The organism is Blautia sp. OF03-15BH, from assembly GCF_003463065.1.
Lineage (GTDB): Bacteria > Bacillota > Clostridia > Lachnospirales > Lachnospiraceae > Limivivens.
Genome location: NZ_QSCM01000025.1, coordinates 1 through 19,142, shown reverse-complemented (window position 1 = coordinate 19,142; position 19,142 = coordinate 1). Strand labels below are relative to the sequence as shown.

Genomic DNA, 19,142 nt, shown 5'->3' with positions numbered 1-19,142 from the left:
TTCAGAGGAGTGTAAATATGACAGAGAAAAGAGTTGCCCTGGTAACAGGAGCTTCCAGAGGAATCGGAAGAGCCATTGCATTGCGACTGGCGGAGGATGGCTGTTTTGTCATCATCAATTACCGGGGAGCAAAAGAAAAAGCAGAAGAAGTAAAAACAGAGATCGAGAGCTGGGGCGGCGAAGCGGCGGTGTATGCCTGTGACGTAGCGGATTTTGAAGCCTGTGGCTCCATGTTTCAGGAAGTGATCAAAACATATGGCCGTATGGATGTTCTGGTAAACAATGCAGGCATCGTAAAAGATGGTCTTCTTATGGCCATGAAGGAAGAGGATTTTTCAAAGGTTGTGGATGTCAATCTGAAGGGAACCTTCCACTGCATCCATCATGCGGCCCGCCAGATGATCCGCCAGCGAAACGGCCGGATCATCAATATGGCTTCCGTGGTGGGAATTCAGGGAAACGCAGGACAGGCGAATTACGCGGCCTCCAAGGCCGGTATCATCGGTCTTACCAAAGCGGCGGCAAGAGAGCTGGCAGGCCGGGGAATCACCGTGAATGCCGTGGCTCCGGGCTTTATTGAGACAGATATGACAGCTGCTCTTTCTGAAAAGGTCAGAGAAGGAGCGAAGGGACTCATTCCGCTCGGTACTTTTGGAAAACCGGAGGATGTGGCTGAGGCTGCCGCCTTTTTTGCATCGGAAAAGACCGGATATATTACCGGTCAGGTGCTTTGTGTGGACGGCGGAATGGCAATGTAAGGAGACAACGGAGGATAAGATAGATGAAACGAAGAGTTGTGGTGACAGGTCTTGGTGCGGTGACTCCGATCGGAAATACCGCAGAGGCTTTCTGGGCTGGTGTGCGTGCCGGAAAAGTAGGGATCGGACCGATCACGAAGTTTGATACGGCAGATTATAAAGTGAAGATCGCAGCGGAAGTGAAGGATTTTGACCCGAAATCCAGACTGGATGCGAAGGCTGCCCGCAGAATGGAAACATTTTCCCAGTATGCAGTAGCTGCATCTCTGGAAGCGGCAGAAAATGCCGGTCTTTCCATGGAAGAGGAAGATCCGTTCCGTGTGGGAGTCATCGTTGGTTCCGGAATCGGAAGCCTTCAGGCACTGGAGGCAGCCGAAGAAAAGATTGCAACGAAGGGACCAAGCCGGGTTGACCCCCTTCTGGTACCGAAAATGATCACGAATATGGCTGCCGGAAATGTTTCGATCGCACTGGGAGCCAGAGGCAAATGCACGAATGTGGTAACGGCCTGTGCGACAGGAACCCACTGTATCGGAGATGCGTTCCGTGCCATTCAGTACGGAGATGCCGATGTGTGTGTGGCAGGCGGAAGCGAAAGTGCCATCACACCGATCGGTGTGGCAGGCTTTACCAACCTGACGGCTCTGAGCACCAGTACGGATCCTTTGCGTGCATCCATTCCCTTTGATAAAGACCGTTCCGGTTTTGTTCTGGGAGAAGGAGCTGGTATCGTGGTCCTGGAGGAGCTTTCTCATGCAAAAAAACGCGGAGCGAAGATCCTGGCGGAGATCGTGGGCTATGGGGCAACCTCCGATGCGTATCACATCACCTCTCCGCTGGAGGATGGAAGCGGCGCGGCAAAGGCCATGAGCCTTGCCATGGAGGAAGCCGGAGTAGCGCCGGAGGAAGTGGAGTATATCAATGCGCACGGCACCGGTACCGGTCACAACGATCTTTTTGAAACACGGGCCATCAAACGGGCCTTCGGAGAGGCTGCTGAAAAAGTTTCCATCAACTCTACGAAATCCATGACAGGTCATCTTCTGGGTGCAGCAGGCGGTGTGGAGTGTATCGTCTGTGTTAAGGCTCTCGAGGAGGGCTTTATCCATCAAACGATGGGAACCACCGAAACAGAGGGCGAGATGGATCTGGATTATACGATCGGCGCGCCGAAGGAGCGGAAGATCCGTTATGCCATGAGCAATTCCCTTGGATTTGGCGGTCATAACGCCTCCATTCTTCTGAAAGCTTACGAGGAGGAAGAAGCATGAGTTTTGAAGAGATCCTGAAGCTCATTGATCACGTTTCCGATTCTGCCCTGACCTCCTTTAAATATGAAGAAGAAGGGCTGAAACTTTCTCTGCAGTGCGGAGAAAAAACGGTACTGACGGCAGCTCCCGCCATGCTTTCCACAGATTCCGTGGAGAAAAGCAGGGAGAAAGAGCAGAAGAAGAGCCGGGAACCGGAAGGAAATCTGGTGAAATCACCGCTGGTCGGAACCTTCTATGCGGCACCTTCCCAGGATGCCGCCCCCTATGTGAAGGTGGGAGACACGGTAAAAAAAGGACAGGTACTGGCTATCGTGGAAGCTATGAAGCTGATGAATGAGATCGAGAGTGATTTTGACGGAACGGTAGCAGAGATCTGTGTGGAAAACGGTGAGAGTGTAGAATATGGAAAAATACTGTTCCGGATCATCTGACCGGACAGTCTGGACAGGAAAGCAGGATAGACATGAAGAGTTTAAATATCAAAGAAATCGAAGCCATCATTCCCCACCGCCATCCGTTTCTTCTGGTGGATGCCATTGAGGATTACGAACCTGGAGAATATGCGGTTGGTTACAAAGGTGTGACCTTCCGTGAGGACTTTTTCCAGGGACATTTTCCACAGGAACCGGTGATGCCGGGTGTCCTGATCGTGGAGGCCCTGGCTCAGACAGGAGCGGTAGCGATCCTTTCCAAACCGGAAAACAAGGGAAAAATCGCTTATTTCGGAGGGATTGATAAATGCCGTTTCAAACGGAAGGTCCGCCCGGGCGACAAGCTTCGCCTGGAGACCAGGATCATCCGGCAGAAAGGTCCTCTCGGTATCGGAGAGGCCATTGCAACGGTAGATGGTGAGATCGCAGTAAAAGCAGAGCTGACTTTTATGGTTGGCTGAGAGACAAAGGTGAAGATATGATACAGAAATTGCTGATCGCCAATCGGGGCGAGATCGCTGTCCGGATCATACGGGCATGCAGAGAAATGGGAATTGCGACTGTGGCAGTATATTCGGAGGCGGACAAAGACAGCCTGCACACGCAGCTGGCTGATGAGGCCGTCTGCATCGGACCGGCTCCTTCCAAAGACAGCTATCTGAATATGGAGCGGATCTTAAGTGCAGCTATGGTGACAGGAGCAGATGCCGTGCATCCGGGTTTCGGTTTTCTTTCAGAAAATGCCCGTTTCGCGGAGGTCTGTGAGAAATGCGGTCTGACCTTCGTAGGACCCTCATCCAACGTGATCCGGGCTCTGGGAAACAAACAGATCGCACGAAACACCATGGTATCTGCGGGGATCCCGGTAATTCCGGGGACCGACCATCCGATCCTCGAAGTGGAAGAAGGAGAAAAAGAGGCAGACAGGATCGGTTATCCCGTGATCGTGAAGGCTGCTCTGGGCGGCGGTGGAAAAGGTATGCGTACCGCCTGGACCAGAGAGGAATTTTCCCAGGCATTTCTTACCGCAAAAAAAGAGGCGGAATCCGCCTTTGGCGACGGCACAATGTATATCGAACATTTTGTGGAGCATCCCAGACACATTGAATTTCAGATCCTGGCAGACAGCCAGGGGAATGTGATCCATCTGGGAGAACGCGACTGTTCCATTCAGAGAAATCACCAGAAGATGATCGAGGAGAGCCCGTCGGCTGCTATTTCCCAGGAACTGAGAAGTGCCATGGGAAAAGCGGCTGTGGGAGCGGCAAAAGCAGCAGGTTATGTCAATGCCGGAACCATTGAATTTCTCCTGGAGGGAGACGGACGTTTTTACTTCATGGAGATGAACACCCGTATCCAGGTGGAGCATCCGGTGACAGAGCTTGTGACGGGACTGGATCTGGTAAAGGAGCAGCTTCGGATCGCTTCCGGCCTGCCGCTTTCCGTGAGCCAGGAGGAAGTCCGCCTGGAAGGTCATGCCATCGAATGCCGGATCAATGCGGAGAACCCGGTGAAGGGATTCCGTCCTTCTCCCGGAAAAATTTCAGAATTGCATTTCCCGGGGGGAAATGGTGTACGGGTGGATACCGGGATCTACAGTGGTTATCAGGTGCCTCCTTATTATGATTCCATGGTGGCAAAGCTCATCGTCCATGGAAAGACCAGAGAGGAAGCCATCGCAAAAATGAGAAGCGCCCTTGGGGAGACCATTTTAAGCGGCATCGACACGAACATCGATTATCAGTATGAGATCCTCAGTGATCCGGACTATCAGGCTGGAAACTTTGATATTGAATTTCTGAATACACACAGGATCGGAGGGATAAGCAATGAACTTTAAGCAGAGTTTTAAACGGACGGTGAATTTAGGGATCCTGCGGAAAAAGCACACAGAGGTCCCGGATGGACTTATGAAGCGTTGTAAGGTCTGCAAAACTGCGGTTTTTGTGGAGGAGGCCAGACAGAATCAGGATATCTGTCCCAGCTGCGGAAACTATTTTCGCATGCATGCCCGCCACCGGATCGAGCAGGTGCTGGATGAGGGAAGCTTTGAAGAGTGGGATACCGATCTGGAAGAAAAAAATCCAATGGGATACCGTGGATATCTGGAGAAGCTTTCCGGTCTCAGGGAAAAAACAGGATTGGATGAGGCTGTGCTCACAGGAAAGGGACGGATCAACGGAATCCCTACAGCCTTCGGCGTCTGTGACAGCCGTTTTCTCATGGCAAGCATGGGAGAAGTGGTGGGAGAAAAGATCACCAGAGCGGTGGAACGGGCAACGAAAGACCGCCTTCCGGTGATCTTTTTTGTTTGCTCCGGAGGAGCCAGGATGCAGGAAGGGATGACTTCTCTCATGCAGATGGCCAAGACTTCCGCAGCCATCCGCCGTCACAGCGATGCCGGCCTTCTTTATATCAGTGTGCTGACGAATCCGACGACCGGAGGTGTGACGGCCAGCTTTGCCATGCTGGGTGACATCATTCTGGCAGAACCGGGTGCACTGATCGGCTTTGCAGGTCCCCGTGTGATCGAGCAGACCATCGGTCAGAAGCTGCCGGCCGGTTTTCAGAAGTCGGAATTCTTGCTTGAGCATGGTTTTCTGGATGGCATTGTGGAGCGGAAAGAGATGAAACGGACTTTACATCAGCTTCTCCGGATGCACGCACTGCCGATGGAAAGGAAGGAGTGCTCCTCAGAAAAACAGATCGCAGAGCTTCACAAAAAGCTGGAAACCGTCTTTGCACGCAGAAAACCGGAAGAAGGTATGGAAGCCTGGGACCATGTCTCTCTGGCCCGTTCGGCGGAACGCCCCAGAAGTGCGGACTTTCTGGCGCTTCTTTTTGATGGTTTCACAGAGCTTCACGGAGACCGCTGTTTCCGGGATGATCCTTCTGTGATCGGAGGGCTTGCGTTTTTTGAAGGAAGACCGGTGACTGTGATTGCGCAGGAAAAAGGCCATGGAACGAAAGAAAATGTAAAACGCAATTTCGGTATGGTCTCTCCGGAGGGCTACCGGAAAGCCCAGCGTCTCATGAAGCAGGCGGAAAAATTCCATCGTCCCGTTCTGTTCTTTGTGGATACGCCAGGTGCTTTCTGCGGAATGGAAGCAGAGGAACGGGGACAGGGTGAGGCTATCGCCAGAAGTCTTTATGATCTTTCTGCTCTGAAAACCCCTGTTTTTTCACTGGTTATCGGAGAAGGAGGAAGCGGTGGTGCCCTGGCTTTTGCCCTGGCAGATGAGGTCTGGATGATGGAACATGCCGTTTATTCGATCCTTTCCCCGGAGGGCTTTGCTTCTATTTTATGGAAGGACAGCTCCAGAGCCAGAGAAGCGGCAAAAGTCATGGGAATGACGGCCGACCAGCTGAAAAAACAGGGAATGGTAGAGGAAGTGATTCCGGAAGAAGTGCCCCTTACACTGGAAAATCTCCCGAAAGAGATCGGCCGCGTCCGGGAAGGAATCCGGCTTTTCCTGGATACGTACGGAATCTTTTCTGATGAAGAATTGCTGAAACACCGATGGGAACGCTTTCGAATAATGTGAAAATCACAATAGGCAAAGGAAAAAAAATGTGGTATAATCCTTGGATAGCAGGAGCCGGAATTCAGGAAAACATCCTGGATTCCGGCTTCATAAATGGGAGGGGCAGAGTGTGGAAAACGGGAATGTGATAAATGATGTACTGGTTCATCTGTTTAATGAGGTATGGCAGCTGGAAAAGAATGCGCTGACGACAGGAGATTTTAAGGATCTTACCTATAACGATATGCATATTATGGAAGCTGTGGGTCTGGATGGACGGAAAATGTCGGATATCGCTGCGGCTCTGCATATCACGGTCGGTTCTTTGACAACCTCTATGAATGGCCTGGTGAAAAAAGGCTATACCGAAAGAGAACGGAGCGGCAAGGATCGAAGGGTGGTTTATATCCGCTTGACGGCAAAAGGGAAAAAAGCCTATGCACATCATGCAGAATTTCACCGTCGCATGACGGAACAGGTGATGCAGCAGCTGGATTCGGAGGAACTTTCCATTTTGGAAAAGGCACTGACAGGCCTTGTGGATTTTTTTGAACAATATAAGGGTTGAAAACCCCTGATATGTGGATAAATGAACGGAAATGTAACATCGAGGTGGATAACGTGAAGAGCTTTATGATCGTTCTCTATATTCATAATCAGGACGGAGCAAAGGGGAGACAGGGCTTCCGAAAAGCTTCGTACCTGTAAAAAATATGTAGAGAATAGAGGGAAAACAAATGACAGCACAGATTTTAGCACTGATCATATTTTTGGCCATGTTTGTTTTGATCATTCTGGAAATATGGGACAGACATCTGATCACACTGGGCTGCGGACTGCTGACGCTGATCCTTGTATTTGGATTCGGCATGCACAGCATGAACGCAGTCTGGGAAACGCTCAACGTGAAAAGCATTTTCACCACAGCATTCTGGTACGCAGCCGGAGAGTCCTCCGAGGCATCCTCCGGTATCAACTGGCAGACCATTATCTTCATCGCAGGTATGATGATCATGGTGGAAGGAATGGCAAGGGTCGGCTTTTTCCGCTGGCTCTGCATGCGTCTTGCAAAGCTGGTAAAATATCAGGTCATCCCTATTTTTGTGACCTTTATGGTATTATCCTTTGTACTTGCTATGTTTATCGACAGCATTACGGTGATCCTGTTTCTGGCAGCTGTGACCATCGAGCTTTCCAAGCTTCTGGAATTTAATCCGGTTCCCATGATCCTTTCAGAGATCTTCTGTGCGAACCTGGGAGGCTCGGCTACCATGTGCGGAGATCCGCCCAACATCATCATCGGTACTTCTTTAGGCTTTACCTTTATGGATTTTATCAAAAATACCGGTCTCATCGCCGTTGTAGCACTGGTTCTTGTCGTTGTATACTTTTACTTCATCTTCCATAAGGAGCTGGAGAAGAATGGTGCGGCGAAAAAAGATCCATCCCAGTACCCGGATCCGGCAGAGGCGATCACCAGCAAGAGCGGTTTTATCGCAAGCTCTGTGATCTTTCTTTGTGCCGTGGTTCTGCTGGTGACACATGCGCAGACCGGACTTACGGTGTCTACGATTGGTGTCTGTATCGCGGCGGCTACACTGCTCGCAGCAGGAAAAGAGGGACCGGGACTTTTAAAGAAGATTGATTACGAGACGCTTCTGTTTTTTATCGGCCTTTTTGTTGTAGTCGGCGGTCTGGAGCAGACGGGCGTTCTGAAGATCCTGGCCGGCATCATTGAGAAGGTCAGCGGCGGAAATATCGCCTTGATGATCGCGATCATTGTGATCGTTTCGGCAGTGGCCAGTGCGTTCATTGACAATATTCCGTTTGCAGCGACCATGATCCCGGTTATCACGAACCTGGCTGCAACGACACAGGGAATCGACATCACCGTTCTTTCCTGGGCACTTGCCATGGGAACGGATATCGGAGGAAGCGCAACACCTATCGGAGCTTCCGCAAATGTTGTGGGTATTGCGACCGCGGCAAAAGAAGGACACATCATCAAATGGGGCAGATACTGCAAAGCCATGGCACCGGCAACGGCTATCGTGATCGCAGTATCCCTCGTTATGATCTATGTGAGATATCTGTAAAAAAGCAAGGGGGAGATTTGTATGAAGAAAAAACAGCTGATCATTTCTGTAGGACGTGAATTTGGAAGCGGCGGTCATGAGATCGCCCAGGGGCTTGCAGACCATTACGGACTGCCCATGTACGATCACGATCTTTTAAAAGAGATCGCAGCAAAGCGAAACCTGGACGGCAATGAGCTGGCAGCCTATGATGAGGTAAAGTGGAACCGTTTCCTGTACCGTACCGTCCGTGGCCTGAACAGTTCACCGGAGCAGAATGTGGCAAATCTGCAGTTTGATTATCTTCGGGAAAAAGCCAAGGTTGGCGATTCCTTTGTGGTAGTCGGACGTTGCTCTGAGACCATTCTCAGGGAATACAACTGCCTGGTGTCCATCTTTGTGGGCGGAGACATCAGTAAGAAGGCAGAACGTGTCATGAAGTATTACAACATGAGTGAAAAAGAAGCCAGGGAGTTCATGAAAGAGAAGGACAAGCGCAGAAAACAGTACCATAATCGTTACTGTGAGATCGCCTGGGGAGATTCCCGGAACTATGATCTTTCCATCAACAGCAGCAGACTTGGTGTCGATGGAACGCTTCAGACCCTGATTCAGTATGTTGACGCGCGTATCGCCGTTATGTAAAAAAGTAAAAAATACCTCCGGTCAGATAGAAATGACCGGAGGTGTTTTTTTACTGCAGTTTTTTTCTGTATTCGTCAAGCATTTGTTCCAGTTCTTCAATCTCTGCTTTTACCCGGTCGCGGTCTTTTTCCGCATCAAAGAGGGTCTTGAGAAGAGAGGGTTTGGAAATGGTTTTGTTTAAGCGTTCCAGATCCTGGGAGAATTGGGAAGAAATAAATTCATCATGAGAGATGAGGGGGCGATAACTCCTGGAGAGAACGGTTCCGCTGTAAACGATGTCGGCCACTTCGATAATCTTCTGACCGAGCAGCTTTCTTAAAACTGCCTGAACCGTATTCATAGTCAGTTCGGGGTTTGCGTTCACGATTTCAGAGGCGGTCATGGGTTTTTCACCTGTCCAGAGAACTTCCAAAACATCCTGTTCACGTCTGGTAGGGGACCAGGTTTTTCCTTTTGCCAACATGTGGGCACTTCCTTTCCTGTGATGTGTATTAAGGGGCAAAAGAACAAACGGAAAACATTCCGAGTTTTCTTTGAAAATAAAACATTTCTGTTTTATTTGGATTTTATATCAAAGAGGTAGGGATTGTCAATAAAAAATTATATTAATGATGGTATAAAAATGTAAAAAGAGGATGTTTTATACAGAAATTATGCAAAGAAAAAGCTTGTTTTTTTCTTGCTCGGAGTTGAGGCAAGTACTTGTATTTTCATGACAGTCTTGGTATCATGAGGTAAAATTGTTTCTCTGCAAACAATTCACAGAGAGTCTAAAAATTTATTAACGGGGGGACAAACAAATGATATTCGGAAAGCATATCAATCGGTATTACCTCAAAAATGCACCGCTGCTTCTTCTCGGGCTGGCTGCACTGGTACTGGTTGATTTTTTTCAGCTCAAGGTGCCGGAACTCTACCGCATGGTGATCAATGGCACAAATGGCGGCGAAGTGGTGATCGACGGGCAGAGAGTGGCGTTCACCATGGATGTGCTGCTGGATCAGATCTGCCTGCCGATGATCTGGATCATTCTGGCCATGGTTTTTGGCCGTTTTCTCTGGAGAGTCTGTTTTTTTAGTGCGGCAGTCCGTGTGGAAACGGATCTTCGAAACCGGATGTTTGATCACAGCCGCATGCTCTCGCAGGAGTATTATCAGGTCAATAAAGTAGGAAACCTTATGAGTCTTTATACCAACGATCTGGATACGATCCAGGAGTGCTTCGGTGACGGTGTCCTGATGTTTTTTGATGCGTTGCTGCTTGGGCTTCTGGCTATTCTTAAGATGTGGAATATGGATCATCTGCTGACCGTTTTTGCCTTGATTCCAATGGCCTTCCTTCTGACCGTCGGAACAGGACTCGGAAAAGTCATGGTAAAGAAATGGGAAGAGCGCCAGCAGGCTTTTTCGGACCTTTCTGATTTTGCACAGGAGAGTTATTCCGGTATTGCTGTCATCAAAGCGTTCGTAAAAGAGTACAAGGAGCTCTATGCCTTTCGGAAACTCAACAAGGAAAACGAGGACACCAATGTGACCTATACCCGGATCTCCACACTTCTGAATATCATGGTCACTCTTTTTGTGGAATCGGTGATCTGTGTGATCCTGGGTTATGGCGGTTATCTGGTCTACCAGGGAAAATTCAATGCCGGCCAGCTGGTGGAGTACATCGGATATTTCTCTGCGATCGTGTGGCCGATCATGGCGGTTTCCATGCTCATTGAGAAAACTTCCCGCGGCAAGGCGTCCCTGAACCGCGTCAGCGAGCTTCTGGATGCCAGGATTCATGTGAAAGATCGTCAGGGAGTCCATGATGCAGAGGAAATCAAAGGAAAGATCGAATTCAGAAATCTGACGTTCCGTTATCCGGACGGGGAATTTGATGTCCTGAAAAACGTTTCTTTTGTCATAAACGCCGGTGAGAGCGTAGGGATCGTCGGAAAAACAGGCTCTGGAAAAACCACGCTGGTGGATCTGATCCTTCGGACCTACAACGTGGAAGACGGCACACTCTTTATCGATGATCAGGATGTCAACGATATTTCCATCCATTCTGTCCGGGAAGGCTGTGCCTATGTGCCGCAGGACAGCTTCCTTTTCTCTGACAGCATCGAGCGGAACATCGGCTTTTCCTTCGATGAGGCAGATTATGAGCAGGTGGAGCAGGCTGCGAAAATGGCAGATGTTCACGAAAATATCATTGATTTCAAGGAAGGTTACGATACGGTACTCGGAGAACGCGGCGTGACGGTTTCCGGTGGACAGAAACAGAGAATCTCCATTGCCAGAGCGCTGATCAAAAATGCTCCGGTAATGATCCTGGACGATTCTGTTTCTGCCGTGGATACGAAGACAGAGCGCATCATCCTGGAAAATCTGAAAAAGCGGGAAGGCAGGACAACGCTCCTCATTGCGCACCGGATCTCAACGGTGGAGGAAATGGATAAGATCATTTTCATGGATGAGGGTGAAGTGAAAGCCGTAGGTACGCACAGGGAGCTTTATGCTTCCTGCGAAGAATACCGGAAAATGGTAGATCTTCAGAAGCTGGAAGAAGAGGAAAGAGAGGGTGAGACAAATGCATAAATATTATCCGCTTTTGCTGATTGGAGGCATCATCGGTACGATCTCTCTCATTCTTCTCATCGCCTATGGTCTGGTAAAGGACAAAAAAGAGAGCATGGGTTTTGAGCGGAACATGAAAGACGGCGAGATCATGAAGCGTCTGATGAAGTACGCGGCGCCTTACCGAAAAGAGTTTGTCTTTGTCGGATGTCTGATGGTCTTTTCCATTGCCTACAGTATTATCTCACCGCTGATCGTGGGTGAGATCGAGGAACTGGTGGTTGGTGATTTCCCACTGAAAACATTGTTCCTCTATGTGGCTGCCTATGCGGCGATCCTTCTGGTTTCCATGGGCTGTTCTTATCTTCAGGCGATCATCCTGCAGAAAACAGGGCAGAAGATCATCTCATCCATGAGAGAAGATCTGTTTACGCATATTGAGGCGCTTTCTCAGGAACAGCTCAATGAGATCCCAGTCGGAAAGCTGGTGACACGGACAACCAATGACACCAATGCCATTTCCCTGATGTTTACCAATCTTCTGGTGAATCTCGTGAAGAACTTTTTTGTGATCTTCGGTATTTTGGCGGCCATGCTGCTTTTAAACGTGGAATTGACACTGATGGTGCTTTGTTTCGTGCCATTCATCATTCTTTTCTCTGTGATCTTTCGAAAATTTACGAGAAAAGCGCACCGTAAGGTAAAAGACTGCACGACAGATATCAATACTTATCTGTCTGAGAACCTCTCCGGTATCAAGATCACACAGATCTTTAACCGGGAAGACATCAAAAAGAAAGAATTCACAGCCAGAAGCAATGCCTTGGGAAAAGCCAAGAGGGAACAGATCTTTGTGTTTGGCGTTTTCCGCCCGCTGGTATATATGCTTTACATCAGCTCGGTGCTCTGCCTGCTCTATCTGGGTGGAAAAGGCTATATTGAAAACACCAGCTTTCTGGGCCAGACGCTGACCAGCGGAACCATTGTTACGTTTTATATGTACATTTCCAGATTTTTTGACCCGATCCAGAACCTGGCGGAGCAGTTCAACTGGCTTCAGTCCGCGTTTGCTTCCGCAGAAAAAGTATTTTCCATCCTTGATCTTCCCATCAAGCTGGTGGATGCCGAGGATGCCGTGGAACTTACCGAGGTTCGGGGCGAGATCGAGTTCAAAGACGTATGGTTCAGCTATGTGCCGGGAGAATGGGTACTGAAGGGCGTTTCCTTCCATGTGGCCCCCAAAGAGACCGTAGCCTTTGTCGGTTCCACCGGTTCCGGAAAGACAACAATCCTGGCGCTGATCTGCCGGAATTATGAGTTTCAGAAGGGACAGATCCTCATTGACGGCATCGATATACGGAAGATCAAGATTTCTTCTCTTCGGAAACACTTCGGTCAGATGCTTCAGGATGTCTTTCTGTTTTCCGGTACGATCCGGAGCAATATTGTCCTTCGGGAAGAAGGGATTTCCGATGAACGGATCCAAGAAGTCTGCCGTTATGTAAACGCAGATCATTTTATCAACCGTCTGGATCACGGACTGGATGAGGAAGTCAGGGAGAGGGGAAATAACTTTTCCGCAGGACAGCGTCAGCTCCTTTCCTTTGCCCGGACCATCATCCATGAGCCGGCGGTCATGATCCTTGACGAGGCAACGGCAAATATCGATACGGAGACCGAGCTTTTGATCCAGGATTCCCTGGAAAAAATGAGAAATATCGGAACCATGCTTATCGTGGCACATCGTTTGTCCACGATCCAGCATGCCGACAACATCATTGTCCTCTCCAAAGGAAAAATTCTGGAGCAGGGAAATCATCAGGAGCTTCTGGCAGCTCATGGAAGCTACTATCAGCTGTACACATTGCAGTATCACAAGGAAAACTTGATAAAGTAACGCTTTACAATGTAAAATAAATAAGATATAATACCTCCGAACTCAGTATGTTCGGGACAATGAAGTCTCTGTCAGCGTTTCCGGCGCTGGCAGGGATTTTTCTGTATCTGGAGTAAAGTTCGGAGAAAGCTTTTTCCTATAGCTGTTGATAGGAGATTTCAATAGAAAGAAACTTGACACAGGAAAATGCAGATGATAGAATACCCACTAAATCAGTAGGAAAATCTGTCCGCAGGATGGATTTTTTCAGGAAGGAAGAAAATGGAAGAAGAAAGCTACAGAGAAAAACCAGTGGTACTGGAATTGAAAAATATAAAGAAGACCTTTGGAGAGGTACCTGTCTTAAAAGGAATCAATCTTTCTGTCAAAGCGGGAGAGTTTCTGACGCTTTTGGGCTCATCCGGCTGTGGCAAGACCACCACACTCCGTATCATCGCAGGTCTGGAGAGTCCGGATGAGGGCGAAGTACTTCTGGAAGGACGGGACGTGAAGGGCGACGGACCGGAAAAGCGGAACGTCAACACCGTCTTTCAGAATTACGCCCTGTTCCCTCATATGAATGTGGCTGATAACATCGGTTACGGTCTGAAGATCAAGAAGGTGGGAAAGGCCGAGATCCGAAAACGGGTAAACGAGATGCTGGAGCTGGTGCAGCTTCAGGGCTTTGAAAAGAGAATGCCTTCCGAAATGAGCGGAGGCCAGAAGCAGCGGGTAGCCATTGCAAGAGCCCTGATCAACAATCCGAAGGTGCTTCTTCTGGATGAACCGCTGGGAGCCCTGGACCTGCAGCTTCGCCGGCAGATGCAGCATGAACTGAAACGGCTGCAGAAAAAGCTGGGCATTACCTTTATTTATATCACACATGACCAGGAAGAAGCCATCAATATGTCAGATACCATTGTGGTCATGCGGGATGGCCGGTTTGAACAGATCGGAAGTCCATCGGAGATCTACGATCATCCGAAGACCAGCTATGTGGCTTCTTTTGTGGGCTCTGCCAATGTACTGAAAGGAACAGTGGAAGACATCGACGGAGAAACGGTGGTGCTTCGGAATTCCTCCGGCACCATGGTCTGTAACAGAGAGAAATTCTTTGTCTCCAAAGGTGACGAAGAAACACTGGCTGTCCGCAGCGAGCAGATCAGTGTCTGGAGAGAGCCGAAGAGTGCCTGCAGTCTTACCGGAAGCATCGTGGAGAAAACCTTTGTGGGCGGTATGCTCCGGATCGTGGTGAAACTCCATGACGGAGATGAAGTGGTGGTAAGCCGCCATGGCATCAACTTCGATTATGACATCGGAGATCAGGTGTATCTGGAATGGGAGCCGGAACAGGCAGTTTTTGTGGATATGGAGGCCTGACGGGATGAAAAAGAAAAACAAATGGGGACTTCTGGTCGCACCGCTCTATCTGTTTACATTGCTTTTTGTGCTGGGTCCCATGATCTATATGGTAGCTGTGAGCTTTGCCACGAACAATGGTGACGGTTATGGCTTCCGCTGGATCTTTACCCTGGATAATTACCGGAAAATGACGGATTCTGTTTATCTGCAGTGTTTTGCACAGTCCTTTCAGCTGGCCTTTACCACAACGATCCTGGTAACACTCATTGGTTATCCGTTTGGATATTTTATGGCAAAGCTTTCCGAAAAAGGCAAAAAACGCATGATGTTCCTGATCATGGTACCGTTCTGGACCAGTTCCCTGATCCGTCTTTACGGCTGGATCATCATTCTTCAGGCAAAAGGGATCCTGAATGGAGTTTTAAAGGCACTGGGACTGATCGATAAACCGCTGAAGCTGCTCTACAGTTATCCGGCAGTGGTCGTCGGCATGATCTATGCACTTCTGCCTTTTATGATCCTTGCTGTTTATTCCAGCGTGGAAAAAATGGACTGGGATCTGGTGGAGGCTGCGAGAGACCTTGGTGCTTCTCCTTTGAAAGCCTTCCTTACCGTGACTCTGAAACTGACTCTGCCGGGTCTTCTTTCCGGCGTGATCCTGACCTTTATTCCTTCGATGGGGCTTTTCTTTATCGCCGATATCCTGGGAGGAAATAAGATCGTTCTGGTGGGAAGTCTGATCCAGGATCAGCTGACCCGTGGAAGCAACTGGCCCTTTGCGGCGGCTCTGGCTGTGATCCTGACGGTGCTCACCAGCCTGATGATCTTCTTTTACCGGAAGATCACCCATGTAAAAGATCTGGAGGGACTGTTCTGATGAAAAAGAAAAAATTCAGGTTTTCCCATCTGTATCTGGCGGTTGTCATGGCGATCACATATCTGCCGCTGGTGATGGTGGTGATCTTTTCCTTTAACGATTCGAAACTGACGGTTTCCTGGAAGGGCTTTACCCTGAGCTGGTATCAGAAGCTTTTTCAGGATGCGGCTCTGATCGCGGCTCTGAAAAACAGCCTGATCCTGGGAGTGGTGAGCTGTCTGGTGGCTGCCGTTATCGGAACGCTGGGCGCGATCGGAATGGCGCGGGTAAATTATAAAAGTAAGGGAATGATGGAGTATCTTTCCACGGTGCCGATCATGGTGCCGGAGATCATCCTCGGTATGGTGTTTATGGCCTTTTTCTCTCTTTTGAACCTGCCGTTTGGTATGCTGACTCTGGTTTTGGCGCATTCCGCATTTTGTATCCCTTATGTATATATGATGGTAAAGGCGAGACTGGTGGGAATCGATAAATCCCTGGAAGAGGCGGCTATGGATCTCGGAGCTTCCCCTCGAAGGATTTTCTGGGACATCACCCTGCCGCTGATCATGCCGGCTGTCCTGTCCGGCTGTCTGCTGGCCTTTGCCATGTCCTTTGACGATGTGGTCATCAGTATCTTTGTAAACGGACCGAAGCTGTCCACCTTGCCCATCAAAGTGTATACACAGCTGAAAACCGGCGTAACACCGGAGATCAATGCCCTTTGTACGGTGATCCTGACAGCCGTGATCCTGGTAGAGCTTGTCTCCTCTCTCTTTCAGAAAAAGAGCAGAGGTTCAAGATAGAAAGTGAAAATGAGGAGGAAAATGAAATGAAAAAACGTGTGCTTGCAGCAATGCTGACCGCCATGACGGCTCTTTCCGTATGTGGAATGAGTGCTCTGGCAGATGACAACGAACTGGTGCTTTTCACCTGGGAAAACATGTTTCCGCAGGAAGTCCTGGACGGCTTCGAAGAAGAGACCGGTGTAAAAGTGGTTTATTCCAACTTTGACACGGACGAAACCATGCTGGAAAAGCTTTCTCAGGCAAAAGGCGGAGATTATGATGTGGTCGTTGCGGATGATTACATCATTGAGCAGGCAGTGAATGAGGGGCTGGTAAGCGAACTCGATAAGGATGCCATCACAAACTTCGGAAATATCAATCCTCTTTACCAGGGACAGTTCTATGACCCGGATGATAAATATACGGTTCCTTACGGTGCAGGGATTCCGCTGATCGTCTATGATCCGGAGATGGTGGATTTTGAGATCAAAGGTTATTCCGATCTCTGGAATGAGGAACTGAAGGATCAGGTAGCCATCACTGCCAACTATCGTGTGATCAACGGTATTACCCTTCTTTCCATGGGCAAATCCATGAATGAAGAGGATGTCAGTGTCATCGAAGAAGCTGGCCAGAAGCTTCTGGAACTGGCTCCGAATATCCGTCTGATCCAGGATGACAACACGCAGAACTCCCTTCTCAATGGCGAGGCTTCTGTGGCATTCCTCTATACCTCTCAGGTTACGCAGGTACTGGCTGAAAATCCGGATCTGAAGGTCGTTTATCCGGAAGAAGGACTTGGCTTTGGTATCATGGGCGCTTTCGTTCCTTCCGAAGCACCGAATAAAGAGGCTGCAAACCAGTTCCTGAATTACATTCTGGAGCCGGAAAATGCAGCAAAATGCATGGAATATATCGGTTATTACAACACCATCAAGGCAGCAGATGATCTCGTAGATCCGAATCTGGTCGTTCCGGATTCTGTCAGCAAGGGTGAGATCGTCCAGAACGTATCCGCAGAGGCTGACGAGGCCTACAACAAGAACTGGACAGAGTTCAAGGCAGCCTGCGGACAGTGAGAAACGAACTTTTAGAAGAGTTTGCCGGGTTTACGGAGCTGGACTCCGTAAGCTTCGGTGAGCGCCGGATGGCAGATCTTCTGAAGGAAAAACTGAAAGCTTTGGGGTTTGAAACGGAAGAGGATGACGCAGGCAGCCATTACGACGGCAATGCAGGAAATGTATATGGATTTCTGAAGGGCTCTCTTTCCGGGGAGCCCGTTCTTTTTTCCGCCCACATGGATACGGTGGAGCCGGGAATCAGAAAAAAAGCCGTTTTTCATGAGGATGGTGTCATCACATCAGATGGAACGACCGTGCTGGGAGCAGATGATGCGGCCGGTCTAGTGGAGATCCTGGGCGGGATCCGCCGGGTACTGGCTTCCGGAAAGCCGCACCGGGACATCGAGGTATTGTTCCCGATCGCCGAAGAAGTGTATACCAAAGGAAGCCGGGTGTTTGATTTTTCCAGGATCCGGGCAAAGGAGGCTTATGTGCTGGATCTTTCCGGTCCGGTGGGAACGGCTGCAGTGCAGGCTCCGTCCTTGCTCTCTTTTGTGCTTACGATCCATGGAAAAGCAGCGCACGCAGGCTTTGAACCGGAAAAAGGGATTCATGCAGTGACAGCGGCGGCCCTTGCCATTGCCAGACTTCCGCAGGGACATGTGGAGGAGGATACCACGCTGAATATCGGCATCATCCGGGGTGGAACCGCCACCAATATCGTACCGGAAAGCTGTACGGTAGAAGGTGAGATCCGGAGCTACAGTCATGAAAAAGCACTTTCTTATATGGAAGCGGTACGGCGGATCTTTCTGGAGGAAGCAGAAAAAAAGGGTGCGTCTCTGGAGTCTGAGGTTTCCGTCCATCTGGTGGCTTATCATACGGGAGAAGAAGAGGCTTCTGTGAAGCATTTCCGCCGTGCGGCACATAAGCTTGGCCTTCCGGGAAAGCTGACCGAAACTTTTGGCGGAAGTGACTGCAATACCTTCGCTGAGCATGGAATCCGCGGGATCGTGCTGTCCTGTGGGATGTATCAGGCACATTCGACCAGAGAATACACAACGGTGGAAGATCTGGAAAAGGGAGCGTCTCTTGTAGAAGCGCTGATTTTGGAAGGTTAAGACAGAAAGAAGGAGGGGCGGGAGATGAAGAATCCGCTTCATTATCAGGTATCAGAATTTGATTGTGGTCCTACGACCGTTTTAAATGCGTTAAGCTATCTTTTTCAACGGGAGGATCTCCCGGCGGAGCTCGTGAGAAACATTATGATCTATTGTTTGGACTGTTACAATGAAGAAGGACGGCCCGGAGGGAACGGAACCTCACGGGCTGCCATGATGTTTCTCAGCAACTGGCTGAACGGCTTTGGCAAGGTGTCAAAGCTGCCTGTTTCCAGCCGTTATCTTTCCGGAAAAAGCGTCTACATGGGACAGGAGAGCCAGATCAACGATGCACTCCGCCGGGGCGGTGTGGCCGTCGTCCGTCTCTACTATGATGAAGAGCATTATGTTCTTCTTACAGGGATAGAAGACAAGAGGATCCTGATGTTCGATCCTTACTACGAGCCGGAGCCCTTCAAAGAATATCCGGACATCGAGGTGGATCAGGACCACCCCTTTTCCTACAACCGGAAAGTACCGGAAGCTTATTTCAACAAAGAAAACCTGAGTTTTTATGCGTTTGGCCCCTACGAGCTGAGGGAAGCCGTACTGTTGTTCAACGAAAGGACGGCGCTGACCAGCGAACATACGATCGAATATTTTATTTAAAAGGAATTGCAGCTGGAAACGCAAAGTTTTATCATGGCAATATAAAACTATTTTCCGGATCATTCCGTGGAAAAACAGGGAGGGTTTTACGATGATCAAAGGATTTAACATAACATAGCAAGAATTCTCCTTCCTCTGCAGGTGGGAGATGAATTGCACAAA

18 protein-coding genes are annotated in these 19,142 nt (G+C 49.3%); 17 read left to right on the top strand and 1 reads right to left on the bottom strand.

Going from position 1 to position 19,142, the window contains the following annotated elements:
* Window positions 1-17: 17 nt before the first annotated feature.
* The 9 genes from fabG (at window position 18) to DXA57_RS15920 (ending at window position 8,704) form a co-directional block, all read left to right on the top strand.
* Complete coding sequence (gene fabG, locus DXA57_RS15960; RefSeq protein WP_117768264.1) at window positions 18-758, top strand: 3-oxoacyl-[acyl-carrier-protein] reductase; 741 nt, start codon at window positions 18-20, stop codon at window positions 756-758.
* 23 nt (window positions 759-781) lie between these two features.
* Entirely contained in the window at window positions 782-2,029 is a 1,248-nt protein-coding gene (gene fabF / locus DXA57_RS15955) for a beta-ketoacyl-ACP synthase II (RefSeq protein ID WP_117768263.1), read from the top strand.
* Window positions 2,026-2,460, top strand: coding sequence for an acetyl-CoA carboxylase biotin carboxyl carrier protein (accB, locus tag DXA57_RS15950; RefSeq protein WP_117768262.1), 435 nt, complete (start codon window positions 2,026-2,028; stop codon window positions 2,458-2,460). Before fabF ends, accB begins: the two co-directional genes overlap by 4 nt.
* Window positions 2,461-2,492: 32 nt before the next feature.
* Complete coding sequence (gene fabZ / locus DXA57_RS15945) at window positions 2,493-2,921, top strand: 3-hydroxyacyl-ACP dehydratase FabZ (RefSeq protein WP_117768261.1); 429 nt, start codon at window positions 2,493-2,495, stop codon at window positions 2,919-2,921.
* Window positions 2,922-2,938: 17 nt separating this feature from the next.
* Window positions 2,939-4,300: an acetyl-CoA carboxylase biotin carboxylase subunit gene (locus DXA57_RS15940; RefSeq protein WP_117768260.1), complete on the top strand. Its 1,362-nt coding sequence runs from the start codon at window positions 2,939-2,941 to the stop codon at window positions 4,298-4,300.
* On the top strand, window positions 4,290-6,005 hold the full coding sequence (gene accD, locus DXA57_RS15935; RefSeq protein WP_117768259.1) for an acetyl-CoA carboxylase, carboxyltransferase subunit beta: 1,716 nt from the start codon (window positions 4,290-4,292) through the stop codon (window positions 6,003-6,005). The genes DXA57_RS15940 and accD overlap by 11 nt, the downstream gene beginning before the upstream one ends.
* Before the next feature lie 109 nt (window positions 6,006-6,114).
* Complete coding sequence (locus DXA57_RS15930; RefSeq protein WP_117768258.1) at window positions 6,115-6,552, top strand: MarR family winged helix-turn-helix transcriptional regulator; 438 nt, start codon at window positions 6,115-6,117, stop codon at window positions 6,550-6,552.
* A gap of 169 nt (window positions 6,553-6,721) precedes the next feature.
* Window positions 6,722-8,080, top strand: coding sequence for an SLC13 family permease (locus DXA57_RS15925; RefSeq protein WP_117768257.1), 1,359 nt, complete (start codon window positions 6,722-6,724; stop codon window positions 8,078-8,080).
* A 21-nt stretch (window positions 8,081-8,101) separates the two neighbouring features.
* Window positions 8,102-8,704, top strand: a complete 603-nt coding sequence (locus DXA57_RS15920) for a cytidylate kinase-like family protein (RefSeq protein WP_117768256.1) — start codon at window positions 8,102-8,104, stop codon at window positions 8,702-8,704.
* 49 nt (window positions 8,705-8,753) lie between these two features.
* Here DXA57_RS15920 and DXA57_RS15915 read toward each other — a convergent pair whose 3' ends face one another.
* A complete protein-coding gene (locus tag DXA57_RS15915; RefSeq protein WP_117768255.1) occupies window positions 8,754-9,167 on the bottom strand; it encodes a BlaI/MecI/CopY family transcriptional regulator in 414 nt (137 codons plus the stop codon).
* Between the two features lie 337 nt (window positions 9,168-9,504).
* Here DXA57_RS15915 and DXA57_RS15910 point away from each other — a divergent pair, with 337 nt between their 5' ends.
* From DXA57_RS15910 to DXA57_RS15875, 8 genes are all read left to right on the top strand, one after another.
* Window positions 9,505-11,289, top strand: coding sequence for an ABC transporter ATP-binding protein (locus tag DXA57_RS15910; protein WP_117768254.1), 1,785 nt, complete (start codon window positions 9,505-9,507; stop codon window positions 11,287-11,289).
* Window positions 11,282-13,165, top strand: coding sequence for an ABC transporter ATP-binding protein (locus tag DXA57_RS15905; protein ID WP_117768253.1), 1,884 nt, complete (start codon window positions 11,282-11,284; stop codon window positions 13,163-13,165). Before DXA57_RS15910 ends, DXA57_RS15905 begins: the two co-directional genes overlap by 8 nt.
* 261 nt (window positions 13,166-13,426) lie before the next feature.
* Entirely contained in the window at window positions 13,427-14,524 is a 1,098-nt protein-coding gene (locus DXA57_RS15900; protein WP_117768252.1) for an ABC transporter ATP-binding protein, read from the top strand.
* A gap of 4 nt (window positions 14,525-14,528) precedes the next feature.
* The gene (locus DXA57_RS15895; protein WP_117768251.1) at window positions 14,529-15,383 is read left to right on the top strand and encodes an ABC transporter permease; all 855 of its coding nucleotides are present in this window, start codon (window positions 14,529-14,531) and stop codon (window positions 15,381-15,383) included.
* A complete protein-coding gene (locus DXA57_RS15890; RefSeq protein ID WP_117768250.1) occupies window positions 15,383-16,168 on the top strand; it encodes an ABC transporter permease in 786 nt (261 codons plus the stop codon). The genes DXA57_RS15895 and DXA57_RS15890 overlap by 1 nt, the downstream gene beginning before the upstream one ends.
* A gap of 26 nt (window positions 16,169-16,194) precedes the next feature.
* The gene (locus DXA57_RS15885; protein ID WP_117768249.1) at window positions 16,195-17,229 is read left to right on the top strand and encodes a polyamine ABC transporter substrate-binding protein; all 1,035 of its coding nucleotides are present in this window, start codon (window positions 16,195-16,197) and stop codon (window positions 17,227-17,229) included.
* Complete coding sequence (locus DXA57_RS15880; RefSeq protein ID WP_199612757.1) at window positions 17,226-18,332, top strand: M20/M25/M40 family metallo-hydrolase; 1,107 nt, start codon at window positions 17,226-17,228, stop codon at window positions 18,330-18,332. Before DXA57_RS15885 ends, DXA57_RS15880 begins: the two co-directional genes overlap by 4 nt.
* 24 nt (window positions 18,333-18,356) lie before the next feature.
* Window positions 18,357-18,980, top strand: coding sequence for a peptidase C39 (locus DXA57_RS15875; protein WP_117768247.1), 624 nt, complete (start codon window positions 18,357-18,359; stop codon window positions 18,978-18,980).
* Window positions 18,981-19,142 lie beyond the last annotated feature (162 nt).